This is a genomic window from Actinoplanes sp. NPDC021490 (assembly GCF_055562135.1).
The window spans coordinates 295,258-309,709 of record NZ_JBVHFW010000010.1; the positions used below are offsets into that span (position 1 = coordinate 295,258).

Below are 14,452 nucleotides of genomic sequence, written 5' to 3' on the forward strand. Positions count from 1 at the left end.
TCATCGGGTGAAGACTCCGGCTCGCGCGGCGGCGGCCGCGGCCTCGGCCGCCCGGTCGGCCGCGTCCGGGCCGAAGGGCTCCTTGCTGATCATCAGGCGGTAATAGAGCGGCGCCGACACCGCCCGGACGACCTCCCGCGCGTCGGTGCCGGCCGGCAGCTCGCCCCGCCGGACGGCGTCGTCCACGCACGGCGCCCACTCGGCGAGGCGTACGGCGTAGAAGTGGTGCAACGCCTCGGCCGCGCGGGCATCGCCGGCCGCGGCGACGATCACGGCCCGGAACAGCGCACCCTGCCGGGCGTCGGTCAGCGTGCGCTGCACGAGGCGGGCGTTGGCCCGCAGATCCTCGATCAACGACCCGGAGTCCGTACGGGGGGAGGACTGCTCGGCCATGTCGTCGAGCAGGTCGGCGACGAGCCCGGCCGTCGTGCCCCAGCGGCGGTAGACCGTCGTCTTGCCGACCCCGGCCCGGCGCGCCACGTCGGCCAGGTCGAGGCGGTCGAAGCCGGTCTCGACGAGCGCTTCCCCGGCCGCCCGCAGAACCGCCGCCCGTACGCGGGCCGTGCGTCCCCCGGGCCGGATTGTGCCGACCGTCATAACGGGTCTCCAGTCTCGTTAAGGCTCGTTCGCTGCTATCGTAGCCTCACCTTAAGGGAACTGCGGTTCCGTTAGACGAGGAGTGAGTCATGGAGTATCGACGGCTGGGGCAATCGGGCCTGACGGTGCCCGCCCTGAGTTTCGGCGCCGGCACCTTCGGCGGCTCCGGCCCGCTGTTCGCCGCCTGGGGCAGCACGGACGCGCACGAGGCGCGACGCCTGGTCGACATCTGCCTGGACGCCGGGATCACCATGTTCGACACCGCGGACGTGTACTCCGGCGGCGCCTCCGAGGAGGTGCTCGGTCAGGCGATCAAGGGCCGGCGCGACGCCGTGCTGCTGTCGACCAAGGCGGGTCTGCCGACCGGCGACGGCCCGTACGAGCTGGGCACCTCACGGACGCGGCTGATCCGCTCGGTCGAGGCCGCGCTGCGCCGGTTGGGCACCGACTATCTCGATCTGTTCCAGCTGCACGCGTTCGACGCCGGAACCCCGGTCGAGGAGGTGCTGTCGGCGCTGGACGATCTGGTGCGGGCCGGCAAGATCCGCTATCTCGGCGCCTCGAACTTCTCGGGGTGGCAGCTCATGAAGTCGCTGGCCGCGGCCGACCGTGACCACCGCAGCCGGTATGTCGCTCATCAGGTCTACTACTCGCTGATCGGCCGCGACTACGAGTGGGAGCTCATGCCGCTCGCCCTCGACCAGGGTGTCGGGGCGATGGTGTGGAGCCCGCTGGGCTGGGGCCGGTTGACCGGCAAGATCCGTCGTGGGGCCCCGCTTCCGCAGGCCAGCCGGTTGCACGCGACGGCCGCCTTCGGCCCGCCGGTCGACGACGAGGACCTGTTCCGGGTCGTTGACGTGCTGGACGAGCTGTCGCGCGAGACCGGCCGGGCGGTGCCGCAGATCGCGGTGAACTGGCTGCTGCGCCGGCCGTCGGTGGCCACCGTCATCATCGGCGCCCGCAACGAGGAGCAACTGCGGCAGAACATCGGCGCCGTCGGCTGGTCGCTCACCGAAGATCAGGTGGCCCGGCTCGACGCGGCGAGCGCCCGCACGGCCCCTTACCCCCATTTCCCGTACGAGCGTCAGGAAGGATTCGCGAGACTCAATCCCTCGCCGGTGGCGCGCGCGGCTTGATCGCCGGAGAGGTGGCTTCATTTCGGCTTCAATGCGGTTTCACGAAGCCGGGAACGCCAGAATTCCCCGAACCGGCCGTTGTGTACCGGGTCCCGGCCGCCGAAGCTTCACTGCGTGCAACGGGGGAGCCGAATCCGGCTTCGTTGCCTGGGCGAAACACGACGAGCAATCGGATGAGGGACCAATGGCCAACGAGTACACCGTCGACGTGAACGCGTTCTGGGAAAACGGATACCAGATTATCCGCAATGCCTACTCGCGCGACGAGATCAGCCGTATGCGCGAGGCGGCCATGGCGTCGCGCGGCCGTGGTCCCGGCGATCTGCTCTCCAACCCCAAGATGCGCAACGTGCTGACGGACGGCCGTTTCGTCGGGGTCGCCAAGCAGCTCCTCGGCAGCGACGACATCTGGTACTCGGGCGACAGCTCGTTCACGATCAATTCGAGTCAGCGCGGCTTCCACAAGGACAACGTGGACCGCAAGGACCCCAAGGGGCCGGACTGGAAGGGTCGTTACACGCTTCTGCGGTTCGGCATCTACCTGCAGGACCACTACTCGCACACGGGCGGATTGAACCTGCGCGCGAAATCGCACAATACGACCGATCATGCGTACGGGAAGAATGTGTATGTCCGGACGCGCCCGGGTGATCTCGCCGTGTGGAGCATGCGCACCACGCACAGCGGCAACGGTGCTCTCTACAAATTCCCCAAGTGGGTGCACCCGGAGCCCAAGGACATTCCGAACATCCCGAAGTGGCGCGTCGCCAAGGCCGACGGCGACCGGGTCGCGGTGTTCGCCGCGCTCGGGCTCGACGACGCGCACCACCACCGCTACGTCGAATACATGAAGACCCGCACCTACATGGTCAACTCCTTCCGGGCCTCGAACTACGACGAGGAGACCCTGCAGGAGGCCAAGAACGCCGGCCTGAACGTGTGGGACGTGGCCGCCGAGCTCGAGGGCGACGACACGGTCGGCAAGAACGCCGCCTGGGAGCCGATTCCGTACGAGATCGGCGCCGAGAAGCGCGTCCGCTCCTAGGCGCAGTCATCGAGGCCCCGAGCCGGACAATGTCCGGCCCGGGGCCTTCTTGCATCACCACTTGTGATCGTGGCACTACTGGCTTCGTGCCACATCCCGATCTCGTCCACTGTGGCGGAACCGGCCTTGAATAGCGTCTCCCGTACCTCAACAAGGAACGGGGAACCAAGTGCAGTCGAATCAAATTCGTCGCCGGTCGGTCCTGGCCGCAGCCGTGGCCGGAGTGGTGGCCGCGACCACCGTGGCCGGACCGGCGCTCGCCGCCGACCCGACCGGCAGCCTCGCCGGTGTCGTCCGTGACACCCGCGGAGCCGTCGTGCCGGACGCCGTCATCGGGGTCTTCCTCGATCCCTCCAGCGACGCCGTGCAGGAACTGCAGGCCGACAGCCGGGGCCGGTTCACGATCTCGGGCCTGGAGACCGGCGCCTACAAGGTGCGGATCGGTCTGGGCGGCTGGTCGGAGTGGGCCCCGGGCCGGATCAGCAACCCCGATCAGGCCCGGACCTATCAGGTGCGGGCGAACCGCACCACCAACGCCGGCAGCGTCGTCACCGCGGCCGGATTCATCGCCGGCCGGTTCTTCGCCCCGGACGGCGAGCCGGCCGCCGGCGCGGCGGTCAACGTGACCAACGCGGACAACGCCTCCGAGCACGGCGGCGTCACCGCGGCCGACGGCACGTTCCGGATCCGGGTCCGGCCCGACCAGACCTTCATCGTCAGCTACGCGGTCGGCCCGATCGGCCAGTACGTGCCGCACACGTTCGACTCGGCCCAGGCCACCCGGTTCTTCGTGCGGTCGGGGCAGACCGTCCGCGTGACCGACCGGGCCGCCGCCGCGGCCGGCATCTCGGGCCGCCTGACCGACGCCGCGGGGGCGCCGGCCGGGGGAGTGAACGTCAGCTTCATCAACGTCGACACCATCAACCAGTCCGACACCACCACGTCGGCCGACGGAACGTACGACTTCAGCGGCCTGCTGGAGCCGGGCCGCTACAAGGTGCGCTTCCGCACCCAGGACGGCTCCCAGTACGCGCACCAGAAGCCGGACTACGACTCGGCCGACATCATCACCGTGGCCTCGGGGGAGACGGCCGTCGTCGACGACCAGCTCCTGTGGGTGCCGACCCAGCAGTAAATCGGAAAACGGCGAGCCGCCCCGGGCTTCAGGGGGCCGGGGCGGCTCCGCCGGAACGGTCGTGCTGCCCGAACGGGCATCGACCGGCGTTCATGTTTGACACCGCTGCGTAACGGGCTCGAAACTCTGTGAGAGCGCTCCATCCCCCGCTCACCAGCGTGCGAAGCCCGAACAGAAGGGCGTGTCCATGACTGTCCGCACCCGCCTCCTGATCGCCGCGGCCGCGACCGCCGCTCTCACCGCCCCCCTCGCGCTGGCCGTCTCGGCCGGCGCCGCCCTCCCGCCGCCGCCGAGCGGCTGGACCCAGGTCTGGGCCGACGACTTCACCGGCGCGGCCGGCACCCTGCCCAACGGCGCCAACTGGATCATCGACACCGGCACCAGCTACCCCGGCGGCCCGCCGCAGTGGGGCACCGGCGAGATCCAGACCTACACGAACAGCACCAGCAATCTCTCCCACGACGGCGCGGGCAACCTGCGCATCACGCCGCTGCGCAACGGCTCCGGGCAGTGGACGTCGGCGCGGATCGAGACCCAGCGCACCGACTTCAAGGCGCCCGCCGGCGGTGTGCTGCGCATGGAGGGCCGCATCCAGATGCCCAACGTCACCGGCAACGCGGCGCTCGGCTACTGGCCCGCGTTCTGGGCGCTCGGCGCGCCCTACCGGGCCGACCGGTACAGCTGGCCGGCCATCGGCGAGTTCGACATCATGGAGAACGTCAACGGCATCAACTCCGTCTGGGGCGTCCTGCACTGCGGCGTCAACCCGGGCGGGCCGTGCAACGAGACCAACGGCATCGGCGCCAGCCGGGCCTGCCCCGGTTCGGCCTGCCAGGGCAACTTCCACACGTACGCCTTCGAATGGGACCGCAGCGTCACGCCCAATCAGCTGCGGTGGTACGTGGACGGCCAGCAGTTCCACTCGGTCAGCCAGAGCCAGGTCGGCGAGCCGCACTGGACCAACATGACCAGCCACGCCGGCTACCACATCCTGCTCAACGTGGCGATGGGCGGCGGCTTCCCCAACGGGGTGGCCGGCTTCGGCACGCCGACCGCGGCCACCGTGCCCGGCTACCCCATGGTGGTCGACTACGTCGCCGTCTACACCCGCGGGGGCGGCGGCACCACGCCGCCGACCACGCCGCCGACCACGCCGCCGCCCGGGGGCGTCCGGGACGCGTACGCGCAAATTCAGGCCGAGTCGTTCAACGCCCAGTCCGGCGTGATCGTCGAGACGTCGAGCGAGGGCGGCCAGAACATCGGCGCCATCCGCAGCGGCGACTGGGTGCAGTTCAACAACGTCGAGTTCGGCTCGGGCGGCGTCCGCGACTTCGTCGCCCGGGTGGCCTCGGGCGCCGCGGCCGGCATCAGCGGCCTGGTCGAGGTCCGCATCGACAGCCGCGGCAACGCGCCGATCGGCAGTTTCGCCCTCGGCAACACCGGAGGCTGGCAGAGCTGGCGCTCGGTGCCGGGCAACGTCTCCGGGGTGTCCGGCCGGCACACCGTCTTCCTGACCTTCACCAGCGGCCAGCCCAACGACTTCGTCAACGTCAACTGGTTCCAGTTCCGCCGCTGACCGCTGCGATGGCCGGACGCCGTCGGCGCGTCCGGCCCTCGTAGGCCGGCCCGGTCGGGACGTCAGGCACTCTTCGGCAGCGTCAGTTCCTCGTTGCGCACGCGGGCCGCGATGTCCTGGCGGACCTTGTCGGGGAGCTGCCGCAGCACCGGCTCGGCACGATCGCCGGTGATCTGACCCTGTACGTGCCGAATGCCGCGCCGGTAGATCTGCGCCAGCGGCGAGTCGCGCCCCACACCCTCGACCACCACGTTTCGGCGGCGTCGCTTGTCCGCGACGGTGGCGATGACCTCCAGCTTGTTGAGGGCCTGCGGGTGGAACATCATCGTGCGAGCCAGCTTGACCTGCGACCACGGCGTCTCGGCGACCCGGTCGAGGACCCGGCCGGCCTCGACCCCGTTGACCGCGAACTGGACACCGATGTCACGTGCGAAGTGCCTCAGCCGCTTCCGGAGGACCGTACGGGGTTTCGACGACCGCTCCTCGCCGGACGGGTCGAGCGGATCGTTGTCCGAGATCTCCAAAGTGACGGAGGAAGGATCGAGATGGGCCTTGGCGATCGCGTCTCGGAGGGTGTCGAAGTAGGAGTCATCCAGCAGCGAGCACATTGAAACTCTCACTGCCACCGGCTTCGGAGTCTTCCACGGGCCGGCGGCGTGCGCGTCGGCGTAGGCCGCCAGTGCCTTGCCGAGGATGATCCGATCGCGCTCGACGACGAACCGGTCGCCCCAGGTGTCGGCCACGGCCAGGATGCCCGCCGACCTGGCCGGGTCGCCGGACTCGCGCCGGGCCAGCGCCTCGTAGCTGTGCACGGTCACCTGGGCCGGCGTAGGGCCGATGGTGATCAGCGGCTGGAACGCGATGGACAGCGACCTCAACGCCTCGGCATACAACTGCAGGGAACGATCGACCAGCTCATCCGGCAGGCTGCCGTATCTGGCGAGCAGTGCGGTCAGAACCTGAAGTTCTGTCTCACCCGGAGACGCTGTGAAGTCGTTTCGCCACACGGTCTCCAGCACCGTCGACCCGGCTTCTCCGAGTCCCAGCAACCAGGACGGCGGATTCATCACGACTAGAGCCGTATGTGAGTCCTCGTTGTAGTCGAGAGGGGAGGACAGGAGCCACCGTTGGCTGTCGTTGGCCGCCGGTCGATTCATGTCGTCCAAACGGAAGTGTGCCGTGGCGTCGATCAGATGGACCTGATCCGCGACATAGCTGACCAGCGCCACCGCCTCGGCGCCGAGGGCCGAGCGGAGGTGTCCCACCCTGGTGGTGGGGAAGGCCGAACCGCGAGCGAAAGGCGCCGGTGCCGGAGAGTACGACGCACGGGCGCCGCCGGACAGCCGGCCGATCAGGTCGGCGATCTCGAAGCTGTGCCCCACGAGGCCGAGTGCCAGGGTCTGCCGGTTCCGCCACGCTCTCGTGTCCGCGCCCCGGGGCCTCGTTAGGACGAGATCGGCCTGAGGGTGGAGCATCACGCCGGGCCGGGGCTCCAGTCCCTGCTTCAGGACATAATCACCGACGTCCGCCAGTGTCACCGCTCCGTCGTCGTTCCCGGCCAGTCCCTGCAATGCGCGCAACAAGTGTCCGGTGAAGACGCCGTGCCGGCTTTCCGTGTCCTCTCGCGCTGCCGCGTCCGTCGTGCAGGCGGCCAGCACCGAATAGGAACGGTCTCGTCGATGCTGGATGTTCATCGCGGTCGCCGCCCGGCCACTGAAACAACAGTCCAAGATCACTACCTTGGGGCCCGCGAAGGATCCCGCGACGTTTCGATCCAAGAGGTCGACGCAGGGATCCGCGTCGGAGCCTCCGTGGTCGTATGTCAACACGCGATCCTGGGCCGACGGCGCGCCGTGTCCGGCGAAATAGAGCAGCAGCTGATCCGACCGGCTGGAGCCCGCCGCGAAGCGCCGCACCGCCGCTGTCACGTCGGCGATGCTGGTGTGAGACCCGGCAAAGAACGCGACGTCGTCGGGATCGAAGGCTCCGATCTCGGGGTCGCACAACAGATCGCGCATCGCCCGAGCGTCTCGTTCGGCGTAACGGACGCCCCCGCCGTCGACGCCGACGAGGACCGCGAAGCGCCTTTCCACCGACGCCGACACGGCGCCCCACGAGGCGGTGCGGCTCAGCTCGCCGCCGACCAAGCTGACCGCGGAGCCCCGGCCGCCCGGAAGCTGTTCCCAGCGCTCGCGCCAATCCGCCGGATCCTCGCCCAGGGCGGCCACGATCTCCCGCAGTACTGCCCATGTCGGCCGCGTTCGACCGGACAGGGCTGAGTAGACCGTGGAGGCGGATCGGCCGATCGAATCGCTGAGCCCGCGCACGGTCATGCCGCGCGCCTCCCGAAGGCGGGTCAGATCACGGCCGAGCCCGGCGAGTTCGTCGTCGGCAACGTCCGCGCCGGCGGCCGGCGGCGTGGTCACCGGATCTTCCGGCGCCTCGCCGTAGGCCAGATAGGCACGAAGCGCCTGACGGGTCAGCTCGCTGGGCGACACACCGGCCCGGCGGGCCGCCTCGGTCACCGCCTCGTGCAGTTCAGGCTCGAGCCTGACCTGGAAGACGGCCGCCGCGGCCGCGCCCATGGGCGGCCGTCCCCGACGCGGCCGCGGCCGGAACTCGGCGGGGTCGTGACCTCGCTCGGCTTCTTCCGCAAGGCGTTCGATGAGTTCGTCGGTGAGTTCCACTCCACCCGAGGTCGGCCGGTCCGGTGACTTCATGATCGCCTCCTTCCAAGGAACAACTTGACGTATTCCGGGCGTGCCCTCATCGCGTGGAAGGCCATCTCGTCGCCGTCGTCGAGCTCGACCGTGAAGATCTCGAGAAGGTTGCCGGCCTGGTCGGGACCCAGATACAGCAATTGGTAGGGCGGATCTTCGCCACGCTGCAGTGGCTCCGCCACGCGAAATTCCACGGCATGCGCGATAGCGGCGTCTGTGACGCCGTGCTTCCTCGCCGTTGAGTGGATCCGCACGGCACCATCTTATCGTACTACGAAATTCGGAGTGGGCGGCGTCACACCCACTCCATCGGGTTCCGCACTTGCAGGTCAGAGGTGGTGACTCAGGCCCGAGGGCACGCAGTGTGCTGGAAAGGACACGCAACGCCAACTCTGTCTGAGGACCTGGCTTGAATTCCGACGGTCATCGGAGGCCAGCGCGACCGGGCCGTGAGCGTTGGCGGTGCTGGGTCAGGGCGGCCATCGTGAGCCGCAGATCCTGCTCCTGCCGCCGTACGGCCGGTAAGGCCTCGCCGGTGAGCCAGCCGGCCGTCTCGACCAGGGCGGCGCCGTAGTGGGACGCCCGGAGCCGGTGCCGGAGCCGCAGGACCTGGTCGTGAGGGTCGTAGCGGGCGAGGACGTCGTCGTCGATCTCGGCCAGGATGGCGCCGACCTGGCCGGGGGTGAGATCGGCGAGGATCTCGATGTCCGCTTGCCACTGCATGAACCGAGTCTCGGCAGGCCGGGCCGGGGAAACGGGAAGTCCGGATGATTCCAGAGGACGACAGATGGTGCGAAGAGTCCGCTGACCGACAGGACGACGCGGGGGGATCGATAGGCTCGGATTCATGGCGGGTCCCCCTGATCCGGCCCGGGCGGGCGGTGTCGACGGTCGATACACCTTCCACGACCTGGTGCGGGCGTACGCGATCGGCCGGGGCCGGGACGAGGACCGGCCGGCCGAGCGCCGGGCCGCCCTCGATCGGCTCTCCGACCATTACGTGACGACGTCGGCGGCCACGGTGACGACCCTGTACGGGGATGTCACGCGCTACCTCCACGGCCGGCCGGTCCCGCCCGCCACTGCCCCCGCCCTGGATCTGACCGGCCCGGAAGCCGCTCGCGAATGGCTGGACACCGAACGGCCCGCCCTGATCGCGGTGGCCGCGCTGGAGTCACCGGCGCACGCCGTCACCCTCGCGCGCGTTCTCTTCCTCTATCTCAGCGGCGGCCACCACACCGACGCCGTGGCGGTGCACGGACATGCCCACCGCGCGGCCGTGCGCGCCGGTGACCTCACGGGGCAGGGGCACGCCCTGACGGACATCGGTGTCGCCTACTTCTGGCTGAGCCGGCACGCCGAGGCCGTCGCGTACCACCGGCGCGCGCGGGTCCTGTTCCGGCGGAACGGTGATCGAGCGGGCGAGGCGCGCGCCCTGGACTGCCTGGGCATGGCCTCGATCCAGGCCGGCCGGTACGACGAGGCGGCCGACTGTCTCCAGCGGTCGCTGACGCTGTACGAGCTGGTCGGTGACCGGGAGGGCCGAGGGGGCTCGCTGTGCGGCCTGGGCCTCGTCTCGCTCCGCAAGGGCGACCTCGCGGAGGCCATCGATTTCTTCACCGCGTCGGCGGACCAGGCGCGGCGGCTCGGCATCCGGTCGAACGAGGCGTACGCCCTGCACGGCCTGGGCGACACGGAAATGCGGATGGGCCGGTACGAGGCGGCCGGCGACCACCTGCGCGAGGCACTGGAGATCCTGCGGCGGACCGGGCATCGCGACGCCGAAGGCGATGTCCTCGCCACCCTCGGCGATCTGCACACCCGGCTCGGCCGGCCGGACGAGGGAGCGGACCATCACCGGCGCGCCCTGGAGCTGGCCCGTGGCACCGGCGACCGGGTCGGCCAGGCCTACTCCCTGAACGGCTTGGGTGACGCGGCCCTGGCCGCCTGCCACCCGGACGACGCGCTGGAGTTCCATTCCGCCGCCCTGACCAGCGCCCTCGGGAGTGACACCCGCGCCGAAGCGGCCCGCGCCCACGCCGGACTCGGCCAGGCCCGGTGTGCCCTGGACGACGAGGCCGGGGCCCGCGGTCATTTCGAGGAATCCCTGGCGCTGTACACGAGTCTCGGACTGGCCGAGGCCGGTCCGCTGCGGGATCGGCTGGCGAGCCTGGACGCGTTCTGAACCGCTCGGCCCCGGCCTTTCGGTACGCCTCGTCACAGCAGGGTTTTCTGTCGTACGGGCCGGGTATGCTGCCCGCACGATCATGGTCATCGTGGCGGTTCTCCGCCACGGGTAGTTGCTACGGCGCGTGCGACACCGGACGACCATCGGGGGAGGTCGCTGTGCACAAGCTCGCGGGTCGCTATCGGGTTGGGGAAGTCCTCGGCCAAGGTGGCAGCGCCGTCGTCCGATACGGGTTCGACAGTGTTCTGAAGCGTCCGGTGGCCATCAAGATGTTCGATGCGTCCGCGGCCGAGGTGCTGCGCGAGGCCCGTACGGCGGCCGGTCTCAGCCATCCGAACATCGCGCAGGTCTACGACTACGGCGAGATCGTCGACGGCGACGAACGCACCCCCTATCTGGTGATGGAGTTCGTCGGCGGCGAGACCCTGGCCGACCGGATCGCCCGCGAGGGCGCCCTGCGGTGGCGCCGGGCGGCCGAGATCGGCGCCGAGACGGCGGGCGCTCTGGCCGTCGCGCACGCGCAGGGCCTGGTGCACCGCGATGTGAACCCGCGCAACGTCATGCTGACCCCGGAAGGCGTGAAGGTCCTCGATTTCGGGATCGCCGTCACGGCCGGGCAGGGCGGCATCGACGCCGACGGCGGGCTGTGGGGCAGCCCGGCCTATCTGGCCCCCGAGCAGCTGCTCGGCGAGCCGAGCTTTCCGGCCGGCGACGTCTACGCGCTGGGCCTGCTGCTGTTCGAGAGCCTCACCGGCTCGCGGGCCTGGCCGGGCGAGACCATCGGCGCGCTGCTGGCCACCCGGCACGGTCGCCCGGCCCCGCGCCTGCCCCGCATCGCCGGTCTTCCGCGAGACCTGATCCGCCTGTACGAGTCCTGCACGGCCGACGACCCGCAGGGGCGGCCCGCGGCGGCCGACGTCGCCGCGGCCCTCCGGCGCCTGGGCTATTCGGCCCCCTCGGCCCGGCCGGTGCGGCCGGTCGTGCACCTCCGGACCGGTCTCGAGCCCGCCTCCGGCACCACCCCGGCGAAGCCGCACCGGTCCCGCCGCCGGGTCGCGGCCGTGGGATCGGCCGCGGTCGTCGCGGTGATCCTGAGCATCGTCGGGGTGCAGCTGGCCAACGGCACGGCCACCCCGGGCGGCCGGGAGGCCGAGGCCGCCGTGGAAGCCCCCGACCCGACGACGACCGCGCCGCGCACGAGCAGCCCGGCCGCGTCGACGTCCCCGTCGGCCCGGGTTCGCCACGACACCGGCACGACCACGGTGAACGACCGCAAGAGGGGCGGGACGCCCCGCACCGATCGGGCGACCAGGCCGGCGGGCACACCCGCGCCGACCACCCCGCCGGCCGCGCCGAGCAAGCCTCCGGTGAGCTCTCCGAAGCCGGACAAGCCGACGCCGCCGGCGCCCACGCGGACGCCCGCCCCGGACGGCACGACTCCGGTTCCGCCCGGCCCGACCGTCGAGCCGCCCGGCCCCGATCCGACCACGCCTCCGCAGACCACACCGCCCGTCACCACCGAGCCCGAGACGCCGGGCGCCGACGGCCCCGAAGTCTGAGTGTCCTGCTCGCCTGGCGCCGGTCCGACGCCGGCAACGGCCTCCGATCTCCGCCGGTTCGCCGTCGGCAACGGCCCCCGTCTATTCGTTGCCGGCGAAGGCGCCCAGCCGTTCGATCGCCCACGACAGGGTGAGGTCGCGCAGGGCCGCGTCGTCGTCATCGCCGTACAGGTCGATGTTGCGGGCCTCGGCGAATCGGGCCGTGAGCGTTTCCCCGAGGTCGACGGGCACGTCGGCCGGTCGCAGGGGCAGGTGCGGGAAGTCCGCCACGTAACCGGGATCGCGGCTCAGCGGCAACGCGCCGGGCACCTCGCGCGGGGAAGGCAAACCCAGAATGACGGCGCGATCCCGGGCGGACCGGGCCTGCTCGGCGTCCTCGGGGCGGCCCTCCTCGATCGTCACCCGTACGGGCCGCAGGTTGAAGTTGCTGCAGTTGGAGAGGTCGTCGCCGCAGACGTTGGGCACGACCAGCAGATCGATCAGGGCGACGAACTCGATGTAGTCGCCCGGCCGGGCGCGGTTGCGGCCGATGACCGGCTCGCCGCCGGGGCCGGTGCCGGTGTGCATGAACAGGTTGAGCGACTCGTGGATCTCCCACGGGCCCAGGCCGTACTCGCGCTGCGCCTCGTTCTGGATCTCCTGGCAGTTGGTCCGGTCATGCATGCCGAAGAAGGCGCTGTAGATCAGGCGGCTGCAGAACGGGAACTGGGTGTCGGTCGTGGCCGTGCCGGCGGCGATCACCATGATCGGGCGTTCCCACGGGGCGTTGGACCACAGCACGTCCCCGGGACCCGGGCGCAGGCCCTGCAGCCCGCGGGTGCGGCCGACGTGCAACCGCTCCCGACGGTCGGCCAGGGCGAACACATTCATGTCCACGCACTGATGACCCTCGACCTGCGAGATCCGGATCACCCGGCCCGCGGCCACCTCGAACGCCTTTCCGGTGCCGGGCTCGAGAATGTGGCCGGCCACGACCGTACGGGGGGAAGGGTCTGGGCCCGGTGGGGTGGCCCGGGAGGGAATGTGGGCCGGAGCGTCGCGGAGGGCCGCGCGCACGAGATCGCTGAGGTCGCCGAGCTGCGCGTCCCGGTCGGCCACCGCCTGCAGGAAGTCCCGTTGCTGGTGGTTGAGCCGCAGCGTGATCACCGGCGGGCCAGCATCGGGCGCAGGCCGTAGTTGACGGCGGCGTTGAGCACGATCAGCAGCACCGCGCCGAACATCATCGGGGTGGTGACCAGCGCCCGCGCCCACCCCGGCATGGTGGCGACCATCGCCTCCGGCAGCCACTGACCACCGAGCGCGAGGATGAACGCGGTGCCGGCGACCGTGATGTTGAGGTCGTCCCACTCGACCGCGCCCAGGATCTGCACGCCGCTCATCGCGATGATGCCGAACAGGACCGTGGACGCGGCGGCCAGCACCGCGCCCGGCAGGCCCGCGACGAAGGCGCTGAACACCGGCAGGAACGCCAGCGCGATCGCCACGAACCCGGCGGTCATCGTGACGAACCGGCTGCCGATGCGGGTCACCCGGACGATGCCGGCGTTCTCCGGGTACGAGGCGGTGCCGATCCCGCCGAACAGGGCGCCGGCCACCGAACCCGCGTACTCGGTGAACAGGCCGCGGGTGATGCGCTCGCGGGTCAGCTCCGTGCCACCCCAGCGCGACACCAGGGTGTACATGCCGACCGCCTCGGCGCTCGACTCGAGGAAGGCGAGCAGCATCAGCAGGACCGCGGGCCATGCCACGGCGAAACCGAACGGCAGCAACGAGGGCGGGCCGACGAACGACACCCCCGACATGTCCGGCATGCTCCACAGCCCGGTCGCCGCGGCCAGCACCGATCCGACCAGCATGCCGATGATGACGGCCGCCCGCCGGACCAGCGTCGTGCCGCCCAGCAGCAGGCAGGCGACCACGGTGAGCAGCGTGACCAGGCCGATCCAGAACAGATCCCAGCCGTACCCGGGTTGCCCCTCGGCGCCGAACCAGCCCGGCAGCCCGAGCGTCGCCAGCTGCGCGCCGATGATCACACACATCGTGCCGTAGACCAGGGGATCGGTGGCGAACCGAAGAACATGCATCAGCACCCCGAAACGCCGGACCGGGATGGTCAGCACCATGAAGATCAGCCCAGCCACGATCATCGAGCCGAAGGCCGCATCGAGCCCGTACGCCGCCCCGGCCGCGAGCAGGGCGGCGAAGAACGCGGCGGTCGGCCCCTGCACGATCGGCAGCCGCACGATGCGGCTCGACTGCAGCACCGTGACCACGCCGGCCAGCAGGAACGAGGCCTGGATCATGTGGGTGACGTCGCCGGTGGCCAGCCCGAGCGTGATGCCGATGAGCACCGGGAAGACCCAGATGGCCGACAGCGTCAGCAGATGCTGAACGGCGAAGAGCACGAGTTTGGGCGGCGGGACGCGGTCATCGAACCCGACGTCCAGCACAGGCCGGCGATCCGCTTCTATATCCACAATGATGGATGTTAGAGGT

12 protein-coding genes and 1 pseudogene are annotated in these 14,452 nt (G+C 70.6%); 7 read left to right on the forward strand and 6 right to left on the reverse strand.

The annotated features are described in order from the left end of the window. The gene (locus ACZ3I4_RS26320) at positions 1 to 597 is read right to left on the reverse strand and encodes a TetR/AcrR family transcriptional regulator (protein ID WP_465384678.1); all 597 of its coding nucleotides are present in this window, start codon (positions 595 to 597) and stop codon (positions 1 to 3) included. 89 nt (positions 598 to 686) lie between these two features. Here ACZ3I4_RS26320 and ACZ3I4_RS26325 point away from each other — a divergent pair, with 89 nt between their 5' ends. The 4 genes from ACZ3I4_RS26325 to ACZ3I4_RS26340 all read left to right on the forward strand — a co-directional run bounded on the left by ACZ3I4_RS26325 (position 687) and on the right by ACZ3I4_RS26340 (position 5,489). After that, entirely contained in the window at positions 687 to 1,733 is a 1,047-nt protein-coding gene (locus ACZ3I4_RS26325) for an aldo/keto reductase (RefSeq protein ID WP_465384679.1), read from the forward strand. Between the two features lie 184 nt (positions 1,734 to 1,917). Next, complete coding sequence (locus ACZ3I4_RS26330) at positions 1,918 to 2,778, forward strand: phytanoyl-CoA dioxygenase family protein (protein WP_465384680.1); 861 nt, start codon at positions 1,918 to 1,920, stop codon at positions 2,776 to 2,778. A gap of 169 nt (positions 2,779 to 2,947) precedes the next feature. Then, the gene (locus tag ACZ3I4_RS26335; protein WP_465384681.1) at positions 2,948 to 3,913 is read left to right on the forward strand and encodes a carboxypeptidase-like regulatory domain-containing protein; all 966 of its coding nucleotides are present in this window, start codon (positions 2,948 to 2,950) and stop codon (positions 3,911 to 3,913) included. 187 nt (positions 3,914 to 4,100) lie between these two features. Then, positions 4,101 to 5,489 carry a carbohydrate-binding protein gene (locus ACZ3I4_RS26340; RefSeq protein WP_465384682.1) on the forward strand — a complete coding sequence of 463 codons (1,389 nt, stop codon included), beginning with the start codon at positions 4,101 to 4,103 and terminating at the stop codon, positions 5,487 to 5,489. Between the two features lie 62 nt (positions 5,490 to 5,551). On the opposite strand, the gene ACZ3I4_RS26345 is transcribed toward ACZ3I4_RS26340, so the two are convergent. Next, positions 5,552 to 7,915 (reverse strand): EAL domain-containing protein, encoded by a 2,364-nt coding sequence (locus ACZ3I4_RS26345; RefSeq protein WP_465384747.1) that lies wholly within the window; start codon positions 7,913 to 7,915, stop codon positions 5,552 to 5,554. A gap of 36 nt (positions 7,916 to 7,951) precedes the next feature. Next, positions 7,952 to 8,209: pseudogene (locus ACZ3I4_RS26350) on the reverse strand (ribbon-helix-helix protein, CopG family); the annotation flags it as partial. 53 nt (positions 8,210 to 8,262) lie between these two features. Here ACZ3I4_RS26350 and ACZ3I4_RS26355 point away from each other — a divergent pair. After that, positions 8,263 to 8,451 carry a hypothetical protein gene (locus ACZ3I4_RS26355; RefSeq protein WP_465384683.1) on the forward strand — a complete coding sequence of 63 codons (189 nt, stop codon included), beginning with the start codon at positions 8,263 to 8,265 and terminating at the stop codon, positions 8,449 to 8,451. A 181-nt stretch (positions 8,452 to 8,632) separates the two neighbouring features. Here the strand turns inward: ACZ3I4_RS26355 and ACZ3I4_RS26360 are convergent, their stop codons facing one another. After that, on the reverse strand, positions 8,633 to 8,932 hold the full coding sequence (locus ACZ3I4_RS26360) for a hypothetical protein (protein ID WP_465384684.1): 300 nt from the start codon (positions 8,930 to 8,932) through the stop codon (positions 8,633 to 8,635). A 124-nt stretch (positions 8,933 to 9,056) separates the two neighbouring features. On the opposite strand from ACZ3I4_RS26360, the gene ACZ3I4_RS26365 reads away from it, so the two are divergent. Continuing rightward, complete coding sequence (locus ACZ3I4_RS26365; protein WP_465384685.1) at positions 9,057 to 10,394, forward strand: tetratricopeptide repeat protein; 1,338 nt, start codon at positions 9,057 to 9,059, stop codon at positions 10,392 to 10,394. A gap of 161 nt (positions 10,395 to 10,555) precedes the next feature. Beyond that, positions 10,556 to 11,956, forward strand: a complete 1,401-nt coding sequence (locus ACZ3I4_RS26370) for a serine/threonine-protein kinase (RefSeq protein WP_465384686.1) — start codon at positions 10,556 to 10,558, stop codon at positions 11,954 to 11,956. Between the two features lie 81 nt (positions 11,957 to 12,037). Here the strand turns inward: ACZ3I4_RS26370 and ACZ3I4_RS26375 are convergent, their stop codons facing one another. Next, positions 12,038 to 13,102 carry a DUF1989 domain-containing protein gene (locus tag ACZ3I4_RS26375; protein ID WP_465384687.1) on the reverse strand — a complete coding sequence of 355 codons (1,065 nt, stop codon included), beginning with the start codon at positions 13,100 to 13,102 and terminating at the stop codon, positions 12,038 to 12,040. Continuing rightward, the gene (locus tag ACZ3I4_RS26380) at positions 13,099 to 14,433 is read right to left on the reverse strand and encodes a uracil-xanthine permease family protein (protein WP_465384688.1); all 1,335 of its coding nucleotides are present in this window, start codon (positions 14,431 to 14,433) and stop codon (positions 13,099 to 13,101) included. The genes ACZ3I4_RS26375 and ACZ3I4_RS26380 overlap by 4 nt, the downstream gene beginning before the upstream one ends. Positions 14,434 to 14,452 lie beyond the last annotated feature (19 nt).

Bases quoted from the DNA above. Each gene is read 5' to 3' on its own strand.
- ACZ3I4_RS26320 (WP_465384678.1), bottom strand. From the start codon at position 597: ATGACGGTCGGCACAATCCGGCCCGGGGGACGCACGGCCCGCGTACGG.
- ACZ3I4_RS26330 (WP_465384680.1), top strand. From the start codon at position 1,918: ATGGCCAACGAGTACACCGTCGACGTGAACGCGTTCTGGGAAAACGGA.
- ACZ3I4_RS26365 (WP_465384685.1), top strand. From the start codon at position 9,057: ATGGCGGGTCCCCCTGATCCGGCCCGGGCGGGCGGTGTCGACGGTCGA.
- ACZ3I4_RS26340 (WP_465384682.1), top strand. From the start codon at position 4,101: ATGACTGTCCGCACCCGCCTCCTGATCGCCGCGGCCGCGACCGCCGCT.
- ACZ3I4_RS26360 (WP_465384684.1), bottom strand. From the start codon at position 8,932: ATGCAGTGGCAAGCGGACATCGAGATCCTCGCCGATCTCACCCCCGGC.
- ACZ3I4_RS26325 (WP_465384679.1), top strand. From the start codon at position 687: ATGGAGTATCGACGGCTGGGGCAATCGGGCCTGACGGTGCCCGCCCTG.